The organism is Zunongwangia sp. (assembly GCF_048269745.1).
GTDB lineage: Bacteria > Bacteroidota > Bacteroidia > Flavobacteriales > Flavobacteriaceae > Zunongwangia.
This window is the reverse complement of record NZ_JBLXIB010000006.1, coordinates 179,648-203,155: the sequence shown is the minus strand read 5'-3', so window position 1 is coordinate 203,155 and position 23,508 is coordinate 179,648. Positions and strand designations below refer to the sequence as shown.

Genomic DNA, 23,508 nt, shown 5'->3' with positions numbered 1-23,508 from the left:
TTATATTAATACAATATAAGTTTTTAGTGTGATTTTTTCAAAATATATTAAAAAATATTAATGAATACAGAAATAAATAGTTATTTTATAATTGGAGTGATGTCAGGAACATCTTTAGATGGAATAGATTTAGCGTATGTTCATTTTGAAAAAAAAACGAATTATAATTTTAAGGTTTTAGCTTCAACAACATTTGCTTATTCCGAATTTTGGAAACAAGAATTAGCTAATGCTATCAATTATGATGATGTTGAGCTTTCTAAGCTAAACAAAGCCTATACTAAATATTTAGCTGATGAAATTTCACGATTTATTCAAGAATTTAAAATAGATGAACTAGATGCAATAGCAAGCCATGGACATACGATTAAGCATGAACCTGACAATAATTATACTTTACAGATAGGTAATTTACCAGAAATTGCTATGTATTTAAACACTAAAGTAGTTTGCGATTTTAGAGTTCAAGATGTTCAGCTAGGTGGGCAAGGTGCACCACTTGTTCCTATAGGAGATATACTCCTTTTTAATGAATATCGATATTGTTTAAATTTAGGTGGTTTTGCAAATATTTCAGATAAAAGCGATAAACAAATTATAGCGTATGATATTTGTGCAGTAAATACTGTATTTAATTATTACGCTCAAAAATTAGGTAAAGCTTACGATGATGGAGGTGAGTTAGCGGCTTCTGGAAAACTCAATGAAGAATTACTCCAAAAATTGAATAGTTTGACTTTTTACCGTCAAAAACCACCAAAGTCTTTGGGGATAGAATGGGTTAGGGCTGAAGTTTTACCAATTTTAGAAGGAGCAGAATTATCGGTAGCAGATATAATGCATACTTACGCAATTCATGTGGCACAACAAGTTGCAAATATGCTGAATTTTAATAAAGATAAAGTTTTGGTAACAGGTGGAGGCGCCTTTAATACGTATTTAATAGAACTGTTTCAGAAGTATTCGGACTGTGAATTTATAATTCCAAAAAAAGAGATTATAGAATATAAAGAAGCTATTATTTTTGGGTTGTTAGGAGTGCTGAAATTGGAAAATAAAATTAATGTATTAAAAACGGTAACTGGTGCTAAAAAAGATCATTCTTCAGGAGTTACTTTTAATGCCGTAAAAAATGATTAATAGTATTGTAGGACTTTAAAAACTTAAAATTTGTTAATAAAATGCTGAATTTTAATAATAGCAAGTCAGGAAAATTTTTCTGCTAATTATTTTACTATTTTTGAGCAACAATTTTTATACTAGATAAACGTTAGATAACAAAACTTAATATTTTTATATGCTTTATTTTATTCAACAAGATATGGCGCAAGCCGCTCAAAATGCCGAGCCTGTTGTAGAAGAAAAAACTCTTTCTTTATTCGATTTGTTGTTAAGTGGAGGCATTGCCGGCCAAATAATAATATTTATCTTATTTGTACTACTTTTTGTAGCCGTATATATTTATTTTGAACGCTTATTTGCAATAAAATCGGCTAGTAAAGTAGATAAGAATTTTATGTCTCAAATAAAAGATAGTGTTCTTAGCGGAAATATTGAATCGGCAAAAATGCGTTGTTCACAAACCGATAATCCTGTTGCACGTTTAACAGAAAAAGGAATATCTAGAATAGGAAGCCCTTTAGAGGATATTAATACAGCAATAGAAAATGCCGGTCGGTTAGAAGTCTATAAATTAGAGAAAAATGTAAGTATTCTAGCTACAATTTCAGGAGCAGCACCAATGATAGGTTTCTTAGGAACTGTTATAGGAATGGTTCTTGCCTTTCATGAGCTAGCTACTAGTAGTGGACAAGCACAAATGGGATCTCTAGCAGAAGGAATTTATACAGCGATGACGACAACTGTTGCAGGACTTATTGTTGGGATTATTGCATATATAGGTTATAATCATTTAGTAGTTAAAACCGATAAAGTAGTTCATCAGATGGAAACTACTGCTGTTGATTTCTTAGATCTTTTAAACGAGCCTGCTTAATATGAATTTAAGAGGAAGAAATAAAATTAGCCCGGATTTTAATATGAGCTCGATGACAGATATTGTATTTCTGTTATTGATATTTTTTATGTTAACATCACCGGTAATTACACCCGAAGCCTTAGATCTAATTTTACCTAAAGCTAAAGGGAAGACCACCAATAAGCAAAATATCGCTGTAAGTATTACAAAAGAATTACAGGTTTATGTGGATGATCAACGCGTTAGTAATGCTGCTTTAGAAAGTACGCTAAAAAATAAATTAGCAGGAGTTGAAAACCCTACAATTATCTTACGAGCCGAAGAAGGTGTGCCAATAGAAAAAGCAGTTACTGTAATGGATATAGCCAATAGGAATAAATATAAAATAGTGCTAGCGGTAAAACCCGAATAAATAAGTATGGCATTTTTAGAAACTAAATACCAAAAAAAATCTCTTTTAATAACCATCATTTTGCATGGAATTTTGTTGGTTATCTTATTCTTTTTTGGATTTACCTATCTAGATCCGCCACCAGAAAATGGAATAGCTATAAATTTCGGAACTTCTGAAGTGGGTTCGGGTAACACACAGCCCACTAAACCAATTGCTTCTGCTCCTAAAAAAGCTAGTCCTGAAGTTACTCCACCAGAACCGGAGCCTATAGTAGAAGATAAAGTAGTTACTCAGGAGTTAGAAGAATCACCTGTGGTAGAGAAAAAGAAGGTGGTGAAAAAACCGGTTGAAACCGAAAAACCTAAAGAGAAGCCTAAAGAAGAGCTGCCTGCAAAAAAGCCAGATCCAAAACCAGATAAATCGACTACCGATGCCATGAGTAGTATTTTAAATGGACCGGAAAGAAGCGGCGAAGAAACTGGAGGAGAAGGAAACGATAATCAGGCTGGAGATAAAGGAGATCCAGATGGAGATCCTAAAGCAAGTAGTTATTATGGAAATGGAGCTGGTCTAGATGGCGATGGAAATTATCGCTTAGGAGGTAGAAAAGCGCTTACCAAACAAAAATTTGTACAAGATTGTAATGAATCTGGTATTGTGGTAGTGCGTATAGAGGTAAATAGAGAAGGAAAAGTTATTAGTGCAACTCCCGGTGTAAAAGGAACAACTAATAATGCCTCTTGTTTAACAGATCCTGCTCGGCGTGCGGCATTAGCCACTCAATTTAATAGTGATGCGGATGCACCATCTCGACAAATAGGAACTATTATTTATAATTTTAAATTATCAGAGTAATTGAAAACATATCAGCAAACTCTTGCGTGGATGTTTCAACAGTTGCCCATGTATCAACGAGTGGGGCAATCAGCATTCAAAAAAGATCTTTCTAATACCCTAAAGTTAGCTAAACATCTAAATTTTCCGGAGAAACAATTTAAAAGTATTCATGTAGCAGGTACCAATGGTAAAGGTTCTAGTTCACATATGCTAGCCTCGGTTTTGCAAGAAGCCAGTTATAAAACAGGATTATATACTTCCCCTCATTTAAAAGATTATAGAGAGCGAATTCGAATTAATGGAGATTATATCGAAGAAGCTGCTGTAATCGAATTTATACAAGAAAACATTACTTTTTTTGAAGAAGAAAAGCTTTCGTTTTTTGAAATGAGTGTAGGTATGGCTTTTTGGTATTTTGCAAAGCAAAAAGTAGATATAGCGGTTATTGAAGTTGGAATGGGAGGAAGGTTAGACTCTACTAATATAATAACTCCTGAGATTTGTTTAATAACTAATATAGGTAAAGATCACACTCAATTTTTAGGGAATACATTACCGGAAATAGCTTCAGAAAAGGCAGGGATCATAAAACCAAATGTGCCAATAGTTGTTTCTGAAACACATAAAGAAACATTACCGGTATTTGAAGCAGTAGCCAAACAGAATAAAGCAGAACTAATAATAGCTGATAAACTTGATTTACCTGATCTAAAAACAGATTTAGCTGGTAATTATCAATTTAAAAATAAAAAAGGAGTTGTTGCTGTTTTAAAACAATTGGAAAAAGCAGGGTGGCAAATATCAGACAGTCAAATTTCTGAAGGATTACAGCATGTAAAAGCAAATACAAATTTACGAGGTAGGTGGGATATTTTACAAAATCGACCAAAAGTAATTTGTGATACGGCTCATAATACAGACGGATTACAATATATATTACAGCAATTAAAAACAGAGACTTTTACAAACCTACATATAGTTATAGGTGTAGTAAAAGATAAAGACTTAGATGAGGTTCTACCGCTGTTTCCTAAAAATGCGACTTATTATTTTTGTAAGCCAGATGTTCCGAGAGGTTTATCTGAAGATATTTTACAAGAAAAGGCAAGTCAGTTTCAGTTGATTGGTAACGTTTATTCATCGGTTAATGAAGCTTATAAAGCAGCAATTTCAGTAGCCTTAGAGACAGATCTTGTATTTTGCGGAGGGAGTAATTTTACGGTAGCTGAAATTATTTAAAAAAAATAATTTTTTTCTTTGTAGATGTTGAAAACTACACTATATTTGCATTCGCATTATTGAATGGGGCGCGTAGCTCAGTTGGTTCAGAGCACTTGGTTTACACCCAAGGGGTCAGGGGTTCGAATCCCTTCGCGCCCACAACCATTCAAAGGCTTCTTAAAATGAAGTCTTTTTTTAGTTTTATTGTTATTAGGGCGCGTAGCTCAGTTGGTTCAGAGCACTTGGTTTACACCCAAGGGGTCAGGGGTTCGAATCCCTTCGCGCCCACTTTAAAAAGCCTCTAGATTTAGTTCTAGAGGCTTTTTTGTTTTAGGTATTTGTAATTTATATATTCTTGTTAGATTTCTTTAAAACTATCGATACACTTTTCGTTCTTTTATAAAGAGAGCTTCTTTTTTCTGAAGAGATTTAATAGCTCGTATTACAGTTTCTACCCGCAGTCCTGTTAAATCTGCAATTTGTTGTCGGGTAAGAGGTACTTTAAAAGAGAAGTCTTCTTTCTTTTTATGAACTTCGTACTTCAAATAATCAATAATTCGTATAATTCGATGTTCTGCATCGTAATTAGAAATTTCAGATACCATGATGGCTTTATAATATAGGCGTTTGGCTAGTGTTTGGGTTAGTTTTAAGTGTATTTCAGGAAATTTAGTCAGTAAATCTAAAAATTTTGATTTGTGTAGTTGAATAATTATTGTATCACAAAGAGCTTCAGCATTTGCAGGATAGTTAATATCGGCTAACAAAGGTGGTTCTCCAAAACTCTGAAATGAGTCGAAAATACCTTGTGTAAATTCTTTTCCCTCTTCCGAGTAATTAGTCATTTTTACTTGTCCGCTGCTTATTTGATAATAGTTATTTGCCGGTTCTCCTTCAGAAAAAATAATATCTCCTTTTTTGAATATGATTTTTTTAGCACCAAATTCTACTAAAAGCTCTTCATCTATCATAATTGATAATCGGAATAAAAAGTAAGTATAAAAATAATCGCTTAGAAAAATGCGTTTCTAAGCGATTATTTATAGCGGTTTAGTAGGTGTTGATTTCTTTTTCTAAGGCTAAGGATTTTGGAAATAATATGTTATTTTCTAAATGTACATGATGGTGTAAATCTTGTTCAAATTCATCTAATTTCGAATAATATGCCCGAAAGGTATTACAAGCTCCTTCTGGAGGTGTGTAATTGTTAGTGAGTATTCCAATTTGCTTCATAATATCTCCTGCTGTTTCGTGTTCTTCTTCCATCATCCGAATTGGATTGTCGATAGTTTGAAATGGAGGAAGAGCAACAGATGTTTTTAACTTTTCTGCCTCAACTAATTTTTTGATAAATGGAAAAAGAATTAATTCTTCCTTTTTTAAATGTCCGCCCAATTCAGTAGCTACTTCTTTAAATAATCTAAATATTTCGGAAAGCTCTTGGTAATGATGTCCATGTACTTTAGTTACTTTTTCGCCATATTGTAAAATAAGAGGAATAGTATCTTCTACATATTTATGATGAATATGGATAATATGATCTGCTAAAAAATCTAAATCCCAATTTTTATAGTCGTTACTTTTGGAATTAACTTCATCTATCGTTTTTAGTTCATTAAGTAACTCGTTATAATCAATATTCGCTTTTTTGCAGGCCTTTTTTATGCTTACATTTCCTCCGCAACAAAAATCGATTCCATTTTTCTTAAATATATGTGCAGCTTTTATGTTTTTGGTTACTGTTTCTGCAACTGTATTTGTTTCTGAAATTTCCATTTTTTTAAAATTTATTGAGAAACAAAATTCCATTTTTACTATTGGTTATGTTATGATGCAGATCATAAAGCCAACTAGCAGGAATTACAACTCTATTTTTAGAGAATCGGTTTATAGAATATCTAGTAAGCGTTCAAGTGCAATTCCCCTAGATCCTTTAATTAAAATTAATTTATGCTGAAAAGTATGGTTTTGTAGGTATTCCTGAAGCGAAAGCGTATTTGGAAAAGTTTTAAAATTCGAAGGAATTTCGGTTTCAGAAAAATGAGAACCTACCAATAAAACTTGTTCAAATTTTTTTGATTTTACCTTGTTTACAATATCCTGATGTTCTTGTTGAGTAAATTTCCCAAGCTCTAACATATCTCCTAAAATAGCTATTTTAGCTTTACTATTTTCTATATCTGCAAAATTAGAGAGTGCTGCCGCCATACTTGTAGGGTTGGCATTGTAAGCATCTAAAAATAGACTGTTATTTTTAGTTTCTACAAGTTGAGATCTATTGTTGTTTGAAGTGTACGAGTTTATTGCATCCTTAATAGCGTTTAGCTCAACCTTAAAATATAGCCCAATACAAAGTGCTGCTGCTGCATTTAAACCATTGTAAAAACCAGATAAACTAGGGGAGAATTTAGTTTTATTGAAAGTGAAATGAGAAGAAGAGTTTTTCTTATTTTTAAAATTAACTTTTATATGAGCATTGTCCGAACTACCAAAAGTAAAGGTATGATTATAGCTTAATTGTGCATTTTGAATAGGATCATTTAAATTTAAAAAGAGCAATTTTTTATGGGATTTTAAATGCTTGTATAACTCACTTTTCCCCTTAATAACTCCTTCAATACTACCGAAACCTTCCAAATGTGCTTTGCCAAAATTTGTGATATATCCGTAATCTGGATAAACTATATCGCATAAAAATTCGATTTCACCTTGATGATTAGCACCCATTTCCACAATTCCTAATTCGGTTCTATCGTCCATTGTTAATAATGTTAATGGAACACCGATATGATTATTAAGATTGCCTTTTGTGGCTATGGTTTTGTATTTTTTAGATAGTACTGCGTTTACAAGCTCTTTAGTAGTTGTTTTTCCGTTGCTTCCAGTTAATGCAATAATAGGAATGTTTAAAAACCTTCTATGAAAAGTAGCAAGCTTTTGTAGAGCTTGAAGGCAATCGGATACTAAAATATAGTTTTCGTTTTCAGTTATAAATTTAGATTCATCATCAATAACTACATACCGTGCGCCTTTTTTTAATGCATCTTCAGCATATAAATTTCCATCAAAGTTTGGTCCTTTTAATGAAAAAAATAGGCTATTAGGTTTAATATCTCGAGTATCTGTACTTACTCCCGAGCATAGAAGAAATCTTCTGTGTAGTTGTGCTGTATTCATAATTTAAATCTATAAAAAAAGCCCTAATCAATTAGGGCTTTTTTCGTTAATATTTATAAAATAGTGTTATCTGCTTCTGGCGGTTTTCAACTGATCCATAGATTTTCCACCAACTTTAGACATTGCATTTCTAAAGCCAATATAATCTGTTGCCATATCTTGTGGGAAGAAACGACGTTGAGCAGGATCTAACCAGTAAGCTCTATCTCTCCAAGAACCACCTTTATAAACTCGTACTTCGTTACTTATTAAAGTAGTTCTTTCTTTTTTATCGAAAGTACTTGTGTTTAAAGAATCGTTAGCAGTTATATTGTCAAAATTTGGAGAGTTGTACATTCTTCTTGAAGGATCTTCAACCTCTTGAAAAGGCTGATAGTAACGGCTAGAGCTTTTATCACCATCTCTAAAGTCTCTGTTGTCGCTCTCAGTGTAATTAGTTCTTAAATAGCTATCCTCACTCTGAATAGCTTCTTGTTTTATTTCTCCAGGTAAATTTCTTGCTATAACCCTTCCTGAACTTAAGGTATCGTAAACTATATCATCAGTACTAACAATAGCAACTGTTCCGTCTTCGTTTATAGTATTTTTGGTATATACATTTCCACGATAGTAATTGAAATCATTAAATTCATCATCAACTATAGGGCGATATACATCTGCAACCCATTCTGCAACATTTCCTGCCATATCGTAAAGCCCAAAATCGTTAGGAGCGTAACTTTTAATAGGAGCAGTAATATCAGCACCATCATCACTCCATCCAGCAATACCGCCATAATCTCCAGCTCCTTGCTTAAAGTTTGCTAGTTGGTCACCTTGTTTACGTTGGTCGTTGCTACGTGTGTAACGTCCATCCCAAGGATATTTTTTACGACCTCTATAAGTGTTGTATTCTCTTATTCCTACTAAACCTAAAGCGGCGTATTCCCATTCTACTTCAGTAGGTAATCTATATTCAGGATAAAGAATACCATCTTTTCGTTGAACAAAATTTTTACCACTTGTTGAAGAATTCCCTAAACTATCTGTAGAAGTGTTTTTGTCAATAAGTTTTTTGGATTTTTTACCACTTTGGCTTAATTCTGTATTTCCTCCAAAAGCTTTGCTTGGAGCATTTATATAAGTTTCGGTATTAAAAGTTGAAGAGGCGTCTGTATTATAAAGTACATCTTTATCAATATATCCAGATTCTACCAATTGCTTTTCATTAACACGATCAGTTCTCCATTTACTAAATTCTACTGCTTGTATCCAACTTACACCAACAACAGGATAATCTGAATAAGCAGGATGTCTCAGGTAATTGTTTACCATTGTTTCGTTAAACCCTAATCGGTTTCTCCATACTAAAGTATCAGGTAAAGCGCCAGTATAAATATTTTTATAATTTTCGTTGGAGGGTGGAAATACACGCTTTAACCAATCTAAGTATTCAAGATACATTCTATTGGTTACTTCGGTTTCATCCATGTAAAAAGACTGTACGTGCTGTTGTGTTGGGGTATTGTTCCAATCGTGCATCACATCATCTTGAACTTGTCCCATTGTAAAAGTACCTCCTTCAATAAATACTAAACCAGGAGCAGGTTCTTTTTCTTGATAGTCAGTGTTATACTGAAACCCTCCATCTTTAGAATTAATATCCCAACCAGTAGCTCTCGAGTTGTTTTTATAATCTCTTGAATTTTTACATCCAATAATACTCACCCCAATAGCTAAGGCTAAAATTGCTCGAAAAGCAGTTCTTTTTCTCATTATCATGTTCTCTTTAGGTAGAATTTTAGGCTTTGCAATATACTATTTACCGCCAAATATACAAGTTTATTTTTTATCTTATTGATTGTATTTACAACTTATAACTTGCTGTGTTGCTTACTGATTAAAGTTATAATTACTTGGCAAATATGCATAAAATCTATACTTGATATTGCAAAATTAAGTTTTTTTTATTTCGAAATCTTTAAGTAAAATATAAAGCTTTTTAAATAAAACATAAAGTATAGATTAACCGAAGGGTTTTGGTAACTCATCTATTTAATAATGAGCTTAATCGAAATTTGTATAGTCACCTTTAAGCGTGTAAGATTATTACTATATATTTGTTTTGCTATATATAAAATTTAGGATGGAAAGATTTAAACAGATTTTGCTAGGAGTTTTATCAATTGTACCTACCATACTTATTGCTCAAGATGCAAAAGATCGTGTAATAACCACAGGAGTACCTTTCTTGCTAGTTGCTGCAGATGCTCGTGCTGCTGGTTTGGGAGATCAAGGGGTTGCTACATCCTCAGATGTTTATTCACAACAATGGAATCCAGCAAAGTTTGCTTTTCAGACATCAGAGCATGGAGTGGGCTTTTCGTATACTCCTTATTTAAGTGATATCGTAAGTGATATTTTTCTAGGAGATTTAAGTTACTTTTATAAGTTAGATGAGCGAAGTGCTTTTGCGGCTTCTTTTAGATATTTTAGTTTAGGCTCGATTGAAACAAGACAGACTATAGAGCAATTTCCTATTGAACAGCGGCCAAACGAATTAACTTTTGATATTTCCTATTCACTAAAATTGAGTGAAACGTTCTCAATGGCTGTTGCTGGTAGATATTTACGTTCTGATTTACAAATAAGCGATGCAAATCAAGATAATTCTGCAGCAGGTAGTTTTGGAGTAGATATAGCTGCTTTTTACGAAAGTAAGCCTGTTGTTTTTAAAAAATTTGATGGTATTTGGCGATTTGGAGTTAATATTAGTAACATTGGCCCGAAAATGAAATATGATGAGGTAGGTCAAGAAAATTTTATTCCTACTAACTTTAAAGCTGGAGGAGGATTTGATTTTGTTTTTGATCCGGATAATAAATTAGGAGTCTATTTAGAAGTGAATAAGTTACTTGTACCTACTCCTCAAGATTTTAATGACGATGGAATTATTAATCAGGAAGATGATGAGGAATACAGGAAAATAGGGGCTATAGAAGGTGTTTTTAAATCGTGGACAGATGCTCCAGATGGTTTTAAAGAAGAGATGCAAGAAGTAACTTGGAGTTTAGGTGCAGAATATGAATTTAGAAATAATTTCCATCTAAGAGCAGGATATTTTAGTGAAAGTCGTGAAAAAGGATTTCGAAAATTCTTATCCTTTGGAGCTGGATTTAAATACCAGCGCATAATTATAGACACCTCTTATTTATATGCAACTTCCGATTATCCAAGTCCATTAGAAGGTACACTCCGATTTGGAATTACTTTTAACTTTGGAGATGTCTATATAAATTAATAATATTGAATTAAAAGAAATGCAAAAGCATCTGTTAATATTAACAGATGCTTTTTTTTACTATTACAAATTTTCTATGAAAGAGATAAATTTTTCCGCAGTTTTAAAAGTGTACGATTCTATTGAAGAATTACCAGAAGATGTTCAAAATTTAGTAAAAGAGGCTATATCTGCAAGAAATAACGCATATGCACCATATTCTAGATTCAAAGTTGGTGCGGCTTTATTAACCGAAGATAATGATGTTGTGATTGGTAGTAATCAAGAAAATGCATCATATCCTTCTGGATTATGCGCTGAAAGAACAGCTATTTATTATGCAGGAGCTAGATTTCCAGAAAAAGTTATAAAAACAATAGTGATTACAGCTAAAGCTTCCGATAAAATATTAACAAGTCCAATTCCCCCATGTGGAGCTTGTAGGCAAGCATTGGTTGAGTATGAAGTGAAACAGCAAAGTCCTGTTGCAGTTTACTTTATGGGGGAAGAAGGCCAGATTTATAAGGTGAATTCTGTACGAGATTTATTGCCTTTTATTTTTGATAAAGCAAGCTTATAATAAAATAGATATTTTTTGCTTTAAAACTGTTTTCCATTCTTATTATAAATAGTATTTTTGTTACTCGATTGGTGAAAACTATCTGTAAAGCCATAAAATATTTTAATTAGATGAAAAAAATAACAAAAGCCACGTATTTAAACTGGTATGAGGATATGCTGTTTTGGCGTAAATTTGAGGATAAATTAGCGCAAGTTTATATTCAGCAAAAAGTAAGAGGTTTTTTACATTTGTATAATGGGCAAGAGGCTATCATGGCAGGTGCTTTACATGCTATGGATACTACTAAAGATCGTATGATAACGGCATATCGAAATCACGTACAACCTATCGGTTTAGGAGTAGATCCTAAACGAGTAATGGCAGAGTTGTATGGAAAAGGTACCGGGACTTCGCATGGTTTAGGAGGTTCTATGCACATTTTCTCTAAAGAACATCGTTTTTATGGCGGTCATGGTATCGTAGGTGGGCAAATTCCATTAGGAGCTGGACTTGCATTTGCAGATAAGTATTTTAAAAGAGATGCTGTTACTATTACCTTTATGGGAGATGGAGCTACTAGACAAGGTTCTTTACATGAAACTTTGAATATGGCAGTGAAAATGAATTTGCCAGTAGTATTTTGTGTTGAAAATAACGGATATGCTATGGGTACTTCTGTAGCTAGAACTGCAAAAAGCACTGATATCTGGAAAATAGGAAATGGTTACGAAATGCCATGTGGACCTGTAGATGCTATGGATCCTGTAAAAGTTGCTGAAGCTTTAGATGAAGCAATTTCAAGAGCTCGTAACGGAGAAGGACCTACTTTCTTAGAATTAAAAACATATCGTTATAGAGGTCACTCAATGAGTGATGCTCAGCATTACAGAACTAAAGAGGAAGTTGCAGAGTACCAAAAAATAGATCCTATTACTACAGTTAGAAATATTCTTTTGGAGAAAAAATATGCAACTGAGGAAGAAATTAAGGAAATAGATAATCAGGTAAAAGAAAGAGTTAAAGAATGCGAAAAATTCGCTGATGAATCTGATTTCCCTGATAAGAATGTAATGTACGATGTAGTGTATGAACAGGAAAATTATCCGTTTTTACCTCATAAACTATAAAAAATTATGGCACAAGTAATTAATATGCCACGTTTAAGCGACACGATGGAAGAAGGTGTTGTGGCAAAATGGCTAAAACAAAAAGGAGATAAAGTTGCCGAAGGAGATATTCTTGCAGAAATTGAAACCGATAAGGCAACAATGGAGTTTGAATCTTTCTATGAAGGAACGTTATTATATATAGGCGTTGAAGAAGGAGAAACCGCTCCGGTAGACAGTTTATTGGCAATTCTTGGTGATGAAGGAGAAGATATTTCAAGCTTAATTAATGGTGGTGGAAGTAGCGATAGTGCTACTAAAACTAGTACTGAAGAAGCTGCAGAAAACTCTTCTGAAGAAGAAGATGCTTCTTCAGAAGGAGGAGAATTGCCAGAAGGTGTAGTGATCGTGAATATGCCACGATTGAGTGATACTATGGAAGAAGGTACTGTTGCTACTTGGTTAAAACATGAAGGAGATAAAGTTGAAGAAGGAGATATTCTTGCAGAAATTGAAACCGATAAGGCAACAATGGAATTCGAATCTTTCTATGAAGGCACTTTATTGAAAATTGGAGTTCAAGAAGGGGAAACTGCACCTGTAGATACGCTTTTAGCAATCTTAGGACCAGAAGGAACCGATGTTTCTAATGTAACAGGGGCTTCTACTGGAAAGAAATCAGCATCTAAAGAATCTGCACCTGAAGCTAAAGAAGAAAAGAAAGAAGAAGCTACAACTTCATCTGAATCTTCTTCAGAAGGAGGACGAGTATTTGCTTCGCCATTAGCTAAAAAAATGGCAGAAGATAAAGGTATCGATCTTTCAAAAGTAAAAGGTTCAGGAGAAAACGGAAGGATCGTTAAAAAAGATATTGAATCTTATACTCCAGAAGCAGCACCAGCGGCAACACAAACAAAAGTAGAGGCAGAAAAATCTGTAGCTGCTCCTTATGTTCCAGTTGGAGAAGAAAGCTTTGAGGAAATTAAGAATTCTCAAATGAGAAAGACGATTGCTAAGCGTCTTGGAGAATCTAAGTTTACAGCGCCACACTACTATCTTACTATAGAAGTAGATATGGAGAACGCTATGGCTTCTAGAAAGCAAATTAATGAGATGCCAGACGTTAAAGTTTCTTTTAACGATATGGTAATCAAAGCTAGTGCAATGGCACTACGTAAACATCCGCAAGTAAACAGCCAATGGACAGGTGATGCTATGAAAATAGCTAAACATATCCATATGGGTGTAGCTGTAGCTGTAGAAGACGGATTAGTTGTACCGGTTCTTAAATTTTCAGACCAAATGTCAATGACGCAAATCGGTGGAAATGTTAGAGAACTAGCAGGTAAAGCTCGTAATAAGAAATTACAACCTAAAGAAATGGAAGGTAGTACTTTTACCGTTTCTAACTTAGGAATGTTCGGAATTACAGAGTTTACAAGTATCATTAACCAACCAAACTCTGCTATTTTATCTGTTGGAGCAATTGTTGAAAAACCAGTTGTTAAAAACGGAGAGATTGTAGTTGGTCATACTATGAAGCTTACATTAGCTTGTGATCACAGAACGGTAGATGGTGCTACAGGTGCAGCATTCTTAAAAGACTTGAGAACATATATAGAAAATCCAGTAACTATGCTTGCCTAATCGCAGTATAGTTTTAGTATACTATAAAAAATCCCGCGTGTACTCGCGGGATTTTTTTATTTTAGCAATATGTCAAAATCAATAAAAATATGGCTAATTATTTCACTATGTTTAGGAGATATAGTTTTAGCTACCGCACAAAGTAACACTTCAAAAGAACAAGTTTCTAGTCTTCAAATAGAAAAGACCTTAAAATATTTATCTTCTGATGAATTAATGGGTAGAAAAACAGGAACATTGGGAATAGAGAAAGCAGCAAATTATATAGAATCTATATTCCAAAAAAATCATATTCAACCTTACTATAAAACATATCGAGATTCTTTTCAAATCAATGGAGTGCAAGCTTATAATATAGTAGGATATTTAGAAGGAAACGATCCTGATTTAAAAAATCAATTTGTAATAATTGGGGCTCATTACGATCATATAGGTACTGCAAAACAAGTAAATGGAGATACTATAGCAAATGGAGCTAACGATAATGCAGCAGGTACTACAGGCGTTTTAGAGCTAGCCAAATATTTTGCTAAAGAAAAAATAAATAAACGGAGTTTGCTTTTCATTTTGTTTAGTGGAGAAGAACTAGGCTTAAAAGGATCTAGCCATAGTGCAGAAAGATTAAAAGAGGAAAGATTAGATTTGTATACTATGCTAAACCTTGAAATGATGGGAGTACCAATGAAAGATAAAAATTATCTAGCTTATGTTACAGGTTTTAAAGAAAGTAATCTTGCCGAAAAATTTAATGGATATACAGGAGAGAAAACTTTAGGATTTCTTCCTGAAGCCAACCAGATGAATTTATTTAAGCGAAGTGATAATTATCCGTTTTATAAAGAATTTAATGTGCCGGCGCAAACTATTTGCACTTTCGATTTTACAAACTATCCGTACTATCATCATGTATCAGATGAGTTTTCAGAATTAGATGTAGCACATATAAGAAATGTAATTACTTCGCTTATTCCGGGAATTAAAAAAATCGTTTCTACGCCAAATCAAGAGATAAAATTAAATCAATAATGAAAAAGAATATTGTTATAACAGGAACTAGTCGTGGTATTGGTTTTGAATTGGTTCAGCTTTTTGCAAAAGATTCCGATAATCAAATTTTAGCATTATCAAGAAATGAAGCGCCAATTTCAAAATTGAAATTAGACAACGTAACTACTTTTTCTTTTGATTTATCTTCAGAATTAGATTTAAAAAAAACAGCTGAATTTGTTGAAAATGAATGGGATGCTAAAATCGATATTTTAATCCACAATGCCGGAGCTTTTTTAAGTAAGCCATTTGAAAAACTAACAACAGAAGAGTTCCGACAAATTTATGAAGTTAATGTGTTTGGTTTAGTTAGTTTAACTAGAACCTTACTCCCATTTACGAATAAAAAATCTCACGTGGTTAGTATAAGTAGTATGGGTGGAGTACAAGGAAGTGTGAAATTTGGAGGTTTATCGGCATATTCATCTAGTAAAGCGGCGGTTATTAATTTAGCTGAATTACTAGCAGAAGAGTTTAAAGAATCTGGCCCTGCATTTAATGTTCTAGCATTAGGAGCTGTGCAAACTGAAATGTTGGCAGAAGCTTTCCCTGGTTTAGAAGCGCCGGTTTCAGCAGTAGAAATGGCTAAATATATTAAACAATTTAGTGAAACAGGACACCAGTTTTATAATGGAAAAATGCTTCAAGTTTCTAATAGTACGCCTTAAAAATGGATGCAGTTCTTTCTAAATATTTACCCAGTCATGCTGTAGATGCTGCATTTATGCTTATTAAAAATAACAATGTTCATTTGAAGATTGTTAACGAACGTAAAACAAGGCATGGCGATTATCGAAGAAGACCAAATGGAGTGCATCAAATTACGGTAAACGCGAGCCTTAATAAGTATCGATTCTTAATTACTCTAATTCATGAAATTGCACATTTAATCGCTTTTGAAAAGTTTGGAAGAACTATAAAACCTCATGGTAAAGAATGGAAGCTTGTATTTAGAAATTTAATGTTACCGTTTATAAACCCACAAGTTTTTCCAGAAAAACTCCTACCTGTGATTGCGAATCATTTTAAAAATCCTAAAGCAAGCAGCGATACCGATGCAAATTTATCGGTTGCACTAAAAAGTTTTGATGAGCGAACAGGTAAAAATTATGTTTTCGAACTTCCATTTGGAGCTATATTTCAAATATATAACGGAAAAATATTCAAAAGAGGGGAGAAGCGTATTAAACGATATGAATGTGTTGAGGTTTCTAGTGGAAAACGATATTTATTCCAGCCCAATGCAGAAGTTACTTATTTAAGTGATTAAATTAATGCAAAGTTTTATCAATAATCGATAATTAATAAAAACTTTTATTAATTATTAATATCCTTTTAATTGCGCCTCTCGTACTTTTTTAAATAAATCTGAAGAGTATACAAAGTCAGTTACTTTTTCATCTTCTGTTTTAAAAATTTCTGCTTTAGTTCCTTTCCAAGCTAGAACACCATCTCTTAAAAAGGCAATATTTTCTCCAATTTCTAAAACAGAATTCATATCATGAGTAATAATTACTGTAGTAATGTCGTACTCGTGAGTAATTTCTTGAATTAAATTATCTATAACAGTAGCGGTTTTAGGATCTAAACCAGAGTTAGGTTCATCACAGAACAAGTATCTAGGTTGGTTTACAATACCACGAGCAATAGATACTCGTTTCTGCATTCCTCCACTAATTTCAGACGGCATTTTGTCGTTTTGGCCAACTAAGTTTACTCTTTTCAAAACCTCCATAACACGCTCTTTCATTTCCTTTTTCTTCATTTTGGTGAACATTCTTAAAGGAAACATTACATTTTCTTCCACCGTCATCGAGTCGAAAAGTGCTCCACCTTGAAAAACCATTCCAATTTTTTTACGTAATTCTTGTCGTTCTTCATCGGTAAAAGAATCATATGGTTTTCCATCGTATTCAATAACCCCTTCTTCCGGAGTAAATAAACCAAGCATATTTTTTAAAAATACACTCTTTCCAGATCCAGATTGCCCAATTATTAAATTGGTTTTTCCGCGTTCAAACACAAAACTAATACCTTTAAGTACTTCTTCTCCGTTAAACGATTTATGTAAATTTTTTACTTCAATCATAATTAGTTGCTTAATAAAAGTTGCGTAAGTACATAATTACTAATAATAAGTACTACACTTGTCCATACGAAAGCTGTTGTACTCGCTTGGCCTACTTCTAGAGCTCCACCTTTCATGTAATAGCCATGGTATGATGGAATAGTAGCTAAAATAAGGGCAAAAACGAAGGTTTTTATAAAGGCATAAATAAGGTGAAAGGTTATAAAATCGCTTTGTAAGCCTGAAATGAATTCATCTGGTTTTACAAATCCACCAAATACAGCGGCAGCATAAGCACCAAAAATCCCAAGAAACATAGAGATAGCAATTACGAAAGGATAAGTTAACATTGCTATAATTTTTGGGAAAATAAGGTAGTTTTTGGAGTTGATTCCCATTACTTCTAGAGCATCTATTTGCTCTGTAACTCTCATGGAACCAATACTAGAAGTTATAAAGGATCCTACTTTACCTGCCATGATAATAGAGATAAAAGTTGGAGAAAATTCTAAAATAACCGATTGTCGAGCTGCAAATGCAACTAGACTTTTAGGTATAAAAGGATTATTTAAATTTAAGGCAGTTTGTATAGCAACAACCGCTCCTATAAAAAAGGAGAGGAAGCAAACAATACCCATTGAACCAATAATAAGTTCGTCTATTTCTTTAAAAATAAGATCTTTCAGTACCGAACGTTTCGTCATCCGGCCAAAAACGCCTTTCAGCATTAAAAAATACTCACCAATGGAATGTATATAAGTCATTCATCAATTTTTGTAAAGCTAAAATACTAAAAAATACCACCAAACTATTTAACTCAGAATTAAAGTTTAACATTATAAGTTTAGTATTTTTGACCTATCAATAAAACAAAAAATATGAAAAAAATTGTTTGCTTAGTATGTTGTGTCGTATTAGGAATAACAGCTAAAGCTCAGAAGGTTAAGAACCCTAATGATAATGCAAAATTAGTTGTAGGGATTGTAGTAGACCAAATGCGTTACGATTATTTAAATAAGTTTTGGGATAAATATAGCGAAGGTGGATTTAAACGTTTAATAAAAGAAGGCTTTAATTTTAAAAATAATCATTTTAATTATGCGCCTACTTATACTGGTCCTGGGCATACTTCGGTTTGGACAGGAACAAGCCCTATGAATCATGGGATAATCGCTAATAATTGGTACAATAAATTCGAAAAAAGAAGTGTATACTGTGCACAAGACGATAATGTAAATTCAGTAGGAACAATAACCGATGCAGGTAAAATGTCTCCACATCGTGTGCAAGCTACTACATTAACAGACCAAAACAGATTACATACTCAGTTTAGAGGAAAAACAATAGGAGTCTCTATTAAAGACAGAGCATCTATATTACCTGCTGGGCATACAGCTAATGCTGCATATTGGTACTCAGGAGGAGAAGATGGTAAATTTATAACCAGTACATATTATATGGAAGAACTACCGAAATGGGTTCAGAAATTTAATAATTCTGGTAAAGTAAAATCTTACTTAAAAGAATGGAATACACTTTATGATATCGATTCTTATATTGAAAGTGGAATAGATAATAACGATTTTGAAAATGGATATGAAGGAAAAGATAAAGCTACATTTCCTTATAACCTTAAAAAATTAAGTAAGAAAAACGGACACTACAGCATTATTCCAGAAACTCCTTATGGTGATGATCTTACTTTAGATTTTGCAATTGCAGCGATAGAAGGAGAAGATTTAGGAGCCGATGAAGATACTGATATTTTGACCTTGAGTTTTTCTAGTACTGATAAAGTTGGGCATAACTTCGGAGTTAATTCGAAAGAAGTTGAAGATACGTATTTACGATTAGATAAAAATTTAGCTGATTTACTAACCTATCTGGATGATAAAGTAGGAAAGGGTAATTACACTATATTTTTAACTGCAGATCATGGTGGTGGTCATGTTGGTGGCTATTTAGAATCTGTTGGTATTCCAACAGGAATAATAGATTACGACAAGTTTGAAAAAGAATTGTTAGCGTTTAATGAAAAACAATTTGGAAGTAGTTCTATAATCGAAAATGTATCAAATGGACAGTTTTTCTTGAATTATGATTATATGGCTAAAGAAAATTTAGATCCGGCTACTGTTGAAACAAAAATCAAACATTTCTTGCTACAACAAGAAGGGATTTATAAAGTATTTACAAGACACGAACTTGATATTACTAATTATAGCAACGGAATAGGTTATATCATCCAAAATGGGTTTAATCAAAAAAGAAGTGGCGATATTATGATTGTATTGCAGCCAGGTAATGGTTATGAGGAAGGATCTACACATGGTAGTGTATTTAATTATGATACACATACTCCGTTATTATTCTTCGGAAAAGGAGTGCCACACGGAGAAACATACCAGCGATCTGAAATTATAGATATTGCGCCAACAATGGCTGCTATTTTAGGAATTGAATATCCAAATGCAACTACTGGAAAGCCATTATCTATTATGTTAGATAAAGCTTCGGAATAATTATCGAATTTTAAATAAAAAGAGCTTCCTAAAATAAGGAAGCTCTTTTTATTTAAAATAATTTATTTTTCATTTTCTTCCACCGAAGTTTCCGGATAAAACTAGCTTCTTCGGGACTTACCAAAAGTGTTTCTTTTTCTTTTTTAGCTAAAAAATATCCTTTTAAGTAGGCAGCTAAAAGTTTAGGTTTCTTTTTCATATAAGCCAATTTTGCAGAAGCAATACTGGTAATTAACAATCCATATCCTAATCTGTAAAAAGCCTTTCCTTGTTTATATTGTGAAGTTTTATTATTGTAATTTGCTCCAGTAGGTTTTAGGTGTTTTACTTGTAGTTTACTTGTAGTTTCTATTTCCCAACCATGGTATTGTGCCAAAAGCTCGTCTACTGTATCCCAACCCATAGCGGGTTTTAAACCGTTAATAGCCTTAAAACATGCTTTTCGGTAACATTTAAGTGCTCCTCTAACATGATCTTTGTCTGTTAAAGTTTCAGTTATCCACAGGTTATTGACAAGTATGGTACAAACTCCTCCTGCCATACCAACTTTAGGATTTCTCTGAAAGATTCTCACAATAGTTTCAAGATAATTAGTGGGGAAAATTAGATCTGCATCAAATTTACAAATCAAATCATATTCTTTATCAAGGCTATTTAAACCTGCGTTAAAAGCATTAATAACTTTGCTTCCAGGTTGGTGAGCTTCAGAAGAATTTGTGTTTTTTAATTGAATAAAAGGATATTGAGCAATAAAATCTTCAACAATTTTAGGAGTATTGTCTATACTCTGGTCGTTTACAACTACAATTTTTTGAGGTAAATAAGTTTGCGAAACTAAAGATTGTAATGTTTTACCGATAAATTCAGCTTCGTTATGTGCAGGGATAACAATATATATTTTCAAAAAAAATAATTTTAGGATAAACTTACAATTTTCAATTTAAAAAGATAAAATAGAAATATGGATATAATCAAAAAGGATATAAAAAAAGTGTTCCAAATTAATGGAACACTTTGTATGCAATTCTTAAATAACTATATCTAATATTTATAGATAATAGCATTAATGTTCATACCGGCACCTACACTGGCAAACATTATAATATCTCCCTTTTCAATATTTTGCCCTTCTAACTTTTTATGAATAACCATATCTAATAAAGTAGGAACCGTTGCAACACTACTATTTCCTAATTCTTTTATAGACATTGGCATAATACCTTCAGGAACTTCAGTATTATATTGTTTATAAAAACGTTTTAGAATGGCTTGATCCATTTTTTCGTTAGCCTGATGTATAAATATTTTCTTTAAATCTTTTATATCGCAGTTGCTTTTTTCTAAGCAGGCTTTCATCGCTTTTGGAACGTTTATTAAGGCAAATTCATAAATTTTACGTCCATTCATTTTTATATATCGAGTAGAATCGTCAGAATCAGCTTCATTAGACTTTCCGAAATAAATATAATCAAACTCAGAATAAGCATGAGTGGCAGATTCAAATGCTAAAATCCCACCATCATCTTCGCTTGCTTCGACAATGCTAGCACCAGCACCATCAGAAAAAATCATACTGTCTCTATCGTGAACATCTACTACTCTAGATAATGCTTCAGATCCAATAACCAAACACTTTCTGGCCATTCCGGCTTTTATAAAAGCTTGTGCTTGGATAACACTTTCTATCCAGCCTGGGCAGCCAAAAAGAATATCATAACATACACATTTTGGGTTTTTGATCCGTAATTTATGCTTTACACGGCTAGCTATACTAGGCACCATATCACTTTGGTTAGTTCCTTTTTTTACATCACCATAGTTGGTAGCAACTATAATATAGTCTAACTCTTCAGGATTTAGATTAGCATTTTTAATAGCATTTTCTGCAGCTTTAAAAGCAATATCAGATGTGTTTAGGTTGTCATCAATATACCTTCTTTCTTCAATTCCGGTTATATCTTTAAATTTTTCAATTGTTTTTTCAATTGAGTTTGGAAAATCAGAACCATCTATATTTTTAAAACTATGCTGAAGAAAATCAGTATTTTTTTTCAGAACCTTAGGGATATAGCTACCTGTTCCAGTTATTTTAATTGTCATTTCCTAATTGTTAAAGTAATTTAAAGATAATAATTCATACTGGAAAAATGGTATTATGATCATAAAGTTATTAGTTTATCGACAATTTATCAATTTCTGAAAAAATAATTGTTTTATCTTAATTGGTAAATAGTACCTTTGCCAATAATTTTTAGTTATGAATAGTATTGTTGCGATTGTAGGAAGGCCAAACGTCGGGAAATCTACATTTTTTAATCGATTAATACAAAGACGGGAAGCAATTGTAGATTCTGTAAGCGGAGTGACGAGAGATCGTCATTACGGAAAATCAGACTGGAATGGTCGTACTTTTACATTAATAGATACAGGCGGATATGTTATTGGAAGCGATGATGTTTTTGAAGAAGAAATTGATAAGCAAGTAAAACTAGCTATCGATGAAGCTGATGCTATAATTTTTATGGTAGATGTAGAAAGTGGTATTACTCCTATGGATGAGGAAGTTGCAACACTTTTGAGAAAAGTAGATAAGCCTATTTTTTTAGCCGTAAATAAAGTGGATAACAATAAGCGTTTAGCGAATGCGGTTGAATTTTATGCACTAGGTCTAGGAGAATATTTCTCTATAGCAAGTACTAACGGTAGCGGAACCGGCGATTTGTTAGATGCAATTGTTGAAGCTTTACCGGAAGCAGATTCAGAGGAAGAAAATGAAATACCTCGTTTTGCTGTGGTAGGGAGGCCTAATGCAGGGAAATCTTCTTTTATAAATTCTTTAATTGGTGAAGATAGGTATATTGTTACCGATATTGCTGGAACTACTAGAGATTCTATAGATACTCGATATAATCGCTTTGGATTTGAATTTAATTTAGTTGATACAGCAGGGATTAGAAGAAAATCAAAAGTAAAAGAAGATTTAGAATTTTATTCGGTAATGCGATCTGTTAGAGCGATTGAAAATGCCGATGTTTGTTTGTTGGTTTTAGATGCTAGCCGTGGTTTTGATGGTCAAGTTCAAAATATTTTTTGGTTGGCACAGCGTAATCGAAAAGGAATCGTGATTTTAGTTAATAAATGGGATTTGGTTGAGAAAGAAACCAATACTATGAAAGATTACGAACAAACTATTCGTCAAGAAATAGCTCCTTTTACGGATGTACCAATTGTTTTTATATCGGTGCTAAATAAACAACGAATTTTTAAAGCCATTGAAACTGCTGTAAAAGTTTTTGAAAATCGAAGTAAAAAGATAAAAACAAGAGAGCTTAATGATGTAATGCTGCCAATAGTGCAAAACAATCCACCACCGGCAACAAAAGGAAAGTATGTGAAAATTAAATTTTGTACACAGCTGCCAACTCCACAGCCTCAATTTGCATTTTATTGTAATTTACCTCAATATGTAAAAGAGCCGTATAAGCGTTTTATAGAAAATAAATTAAGAAGCTTATTCGATTTTAAAGGAGTGCCGATTACAATTTACTTCAGAAAAAAATAATTATTTTTAAAAGTTCACAATTCTGGTAAATTGTGAACTTTTATTTTTTATATAAATGTCATTTCTTTTTAAACTTTTTTGCTTTTTATGAGTCTTATCTAATATATAAGAAGCTTTCCTTCTTTTTA

22 protein-coding genes and 2 tRNA genes are annotated in these 23,508 nt (G+C 32.8%); 16 read left to right on the top strand and 8 right to left on the bottom strand.

All coding sequences use genetic code 11. The annotated features are described in order from the left end of the window. Positions 1-60 precede the first annotated feature (60 nt). The 7 genes from ACN0WI_RS09545 to ACN0WI_RS09515 all read left to right on the top strand — a co-directional run bounded on the left by ACN0WI_RS09545 (position 61) and on the right by ACN0WI_RS09515 (position 4,718). Entirely contained in the window at positions 61-1,140 is a 1,080-nt protein-coding gene (locus ACN0WI_RS09545) for an anhydro-N-acetylmuramic acid kinase (RefSeq protein WP_417886501.1), read from the top strand. 157 nt (positions 1,141-1,297) lie between these two features. After that, the gene (locus ACN0WI_RS09540; protein WP_417886500.1) at positions 1,298-1,996 is read left to right on the top strand and encodes a MotA/TolQ/ExbB proton channel family protein; all 699 of its coding nucleotides are present in this window, start codon (positions 1,298-1,300) and stop codon (positions 1,994-1,996) included. A 1-nt stretch (position 1,997) separates the two neighbouring features. Then, positions 1,998-2,390 carry an ExbD/TolR family protein gene (locus tag ACN0WI_RS09535; RefSeq protein WP_417886498.1) on the top strand — a complete coding sequence of 131 codons (393 nt, stop codon included), beginning with the start codon at positions 1,998-2,000 and terminating at the stop codon, positions 2,388-2,390. A gap of 6 nt (positions 2,391-2,396) precedes the next feature. Beyond that, on the top strand, positions 2,397-3,227 hold the full coding sequence (locus tag ACN0WI_RS09530) for an energy transducer TonB (protein WP_417886496.1): 831 nt from the start codon (positions 2,397-2,399) through the stop codon (positions 3,225-3,227). A 30-nt stretch (positions 3,228-3,257) separates the two neighbouring features. Beyond that, entirely contained in the window at positions 3,258-4,448 is a 1,191-nt protein-coding gene (locus tag ACN0WI_RS09525) for a bifunctional folylpolyglutamate synthase/dihydrofolate synthase (RefSeq protein ID WP_417886517.1), read from the top strand. A gap of 66 nt (positions 4,449-4,514) precedes the next feature. Continuing rightward, a tRNA-Val gene (locus ACN0WI_RS09520) sits at positions 4,515-4,589 on the top strand. Between the two features lie 54 nt (positions 4,590-4,643). Further along, positions 4,644-4,718 (top strand) — tRNA-Val (locus ACN0WI_RS09515). Between the two features lie 86 nt (positions 4,719-4,804). Here the strand turns inward: ACN0WI_RS09515 and ACN0WI_RS09510 are convergent. The 4 genes from ACN0WI_RS09510 to gldJ form a co-directional block, all read right to left on the bottom strand. Beyond that, a complete protein-coding gene (locus ACN0WI_RS09510) occupies positions 4,805-5,401 on the bottom strand; it encodes a Crp/Fnr family transcriptional regulator (protein ID WP_417886495.1) in 597 nt (198 codons plus the stop codon). Positions 5,402-5,480: 79 nt separating this feature from the next. After that, positions 5,481-6,206, bottom strand: a complete 726-nt coding sequence (gene ric, locus ACN0WI_RS09505) for an iron-sulfur cluster repair di-iron protein (RefSeq protein ID WP_417886494.1) — start codon at positions 6,204-6,206, stop codon at positions 5,481-5,483. Positions 6,207-6,317: 111 nt separating this feature from the next. After that, complete coding sequence (locus ACN0WI_RS09500) at positions 6,318-7,607, bottom strand: UDP-N-acetylmuramoyl-tripeptide--D-alanyl-D-alanine ligase (protein ID WP_417886493.1); 1,290 nt, start codon at positions 7,605-7,607, stop codon at positions 6,318-6,320. A gap of 66 nt (positions 7,608-7,673) precedes the next feature. Further along, positions 7,674-9,362, bottom strand: coding sequence for a gliding motility lipoprotein GldJ (gldJ, locus tag ACN0WI_RS09495; protein WP_417886492.1), 1,689 nt, complete (start codon positions 9,360-9,362; stop codon positions 7,674-7,676). A 370-nt stretch (positions 9,363-9,732) separates the two neighbouring features. Between gldJ and porV the strand changes: the two genes are divergently transcribed. From porV to ACN0WI_RS09460, 7 genes are all read left to right on the top strand, one after another. Beyond that, complete coding sequence (gene porV, locus ACN0WI_RS09490) at positions 9,733-10,887, top strand: type IX secretion system outer membrane channel protein PorV (protein ID WP_417886490.1); 1,155 nt, start codon at positions 9,733-9,735, stop codon at positions 10,885-10,887. A gap of 76 nt (positions 10,888-10,963) precedes the next feature. Further along, the gene (gene cdd, locus ACN0WI_RS09485; protein WP_417886488.1) at positions 10,964-11,446 is read left to right on the top strand and encodes a cytidine deaminase; all 483 of its coding nucleotides are present in this window, start codon (positions 10,964-10,966) and stop codon (positions 11,444-11,446) included. A 110-nt stretch (positions 11,447-11,556) separates the two neighbouring features. Next, positions 11,557-12,555 carry a pyruvate dehydrogenase (acetyl-transferring) E1 component subunit alpha gene (gene pdhA, locus ACN0WI_RS09480; protein ID WP_417886487.1) on the top strand — a complete coding sequence of 333 codons (999 nt, stop codon included), beginning with the start codon at positions 11,557-11,559 and terminating at the stop codon, positions 12,553-12,555. 6 nt (positions 12,556-12,561) lie between these two features. Further along, entirely contained in the window at positions 12,562-14,181 is a 1,620-nt protein-coding gene (locus tag ACN0WI_RS09475) for a pyruvate dehydrogenase complex dihydrolipoamide acetyltransferase (RefSeq protein WP_417886486.1), read from the top strand. Positions 14,182-14,250: 69 nt separating this feature from the next. Further along, a complete protein-coding gene (locus tag ACN0WI_RS09470) occupies positions 14,251-15,207 on the top strand; it encodes a M28 family metallopeptidase (protein WP_417886485.1) in 957 nt (318 codons plus the stop codon). Then, on the top strand, positions 15,207-15,896 hold the full coding sequence (locus ACN0WI_RS09465) for an SDR family NAD(P)-dependent oxidoreductase (protein WP_417886484.1): 690 nt from the start codon (positions 15,207-15,209) through the stop codon (positions 15,894-15,896). The genes ACN0WI_RS09470 and ACN0WI_RS09465 overlap by 1 nt, the downstream gene beginning before the upstream one ends. Positions 15,897-15,898: 2 nt before the next feature. Continuing rightward, entirely contained in the window at positions 15,899-16,498 is a 600-nt protein-coding gene (locus tag ACN0WI_RS09460; protein ID WP_417886482.1) for a SprT-like domain-containing protein, read from the top strand. Positions 16,499-16,552: 54 nt separating this feature from the next. On the opposite strand, the gene ACN0WI_RS09455 is transcribed toward ACN0WI_RS09460, so the two are convergent. Both ACN0WI_RS09455 and ACN0WI_RS09450 read right to left on the bottom strand, forming a co-directional pair. Further along, positions 16,553-17,317, bottom strand: a complete 765-nt coding sequence (locus ACN0WI_RS09455) for an ABC transporter ATP-binding protein (protein ID WP_417886481.1) — start codon at positions 17,315-17,317, stop codon at positions 16,553-16,555. A gap of 2 nt (positions 17,318-17,319) precedes the next feature. After that, positions 17,320-18,060, bottom strand: a complete 741-nt coding sequence (locus ACN0WI_RS09450; protein ID WP_417886480.1) for an MlaE family ABC transporter permease — start codon at positions 18,058-18,060, stop codon at positions 17,320-17,322. A 114-nt stretch (positions 18,061-18,174) separates the two neighbouring features. On the opposite strand from ACN0WI_RS09450, the gene pafA reads away from it, so the two are divergent. Beyond that, positions 18,175-19,818 (top strand): alkaline phosphatase PafA, encoded by a 1,644-nt coding sequence (pafA, locus tag ACN0WI_RS09445; RefSeq protein ID WP_417886479.1) that lies wholly within the window; start codon positions 18,175-18,177, stop codon positions 19,816-19,818. Positions 19,819-19,870: 52 nt separating this feature from the next. Here pafA and ACN0WI_RS09440 read toward each other — a convergent pair whose 3' ends face one another. Continuing rightward, the gene (locus ACN0WI_RS09440) at positions 19,871-20,722 is read right to left on the bottom strand and encodes a glycosyltransferase family 2 protein (RefSeq protein ID WP_417886477.1); all 852 of its coding nucleotides are present in this window, start codon (positions 20,720-20,722) and stop codon (positions 19,871-19,873) included. 137 nt (positions 20,723-20,859) lie between these two features. Continuing rightward, positions 20,860-21,918 carry a 3-oxoacyl-ACP synthase III family protein gene (locus ACN0WI_RS09435; RefSeq protein WP_417886476.1) on the bottom strand — a complete coding sequence of 353 codons (1,059 nt, stop codon included), beginning with the start codon at positions 21,916-21,918 and terminating at the stop codon, positions 20,860-20,862. Between the two features lie 157 nt (positions 21,919-22,075). Between ACN0WI_RS09435 and der the strand changes: the two genes are divergently transcribed. Further along, entirely contained in the window at positions 22,076-23,380 is a 1,305-nt protein-coding gene (der, locus tag ACN0WI_RS09430) for a ribosome biogenesis GTPase Der (protein WP_417886475.1), read from the top strand. Positions 23,381-23,508 lie beyond the last annotated feature (128 nt).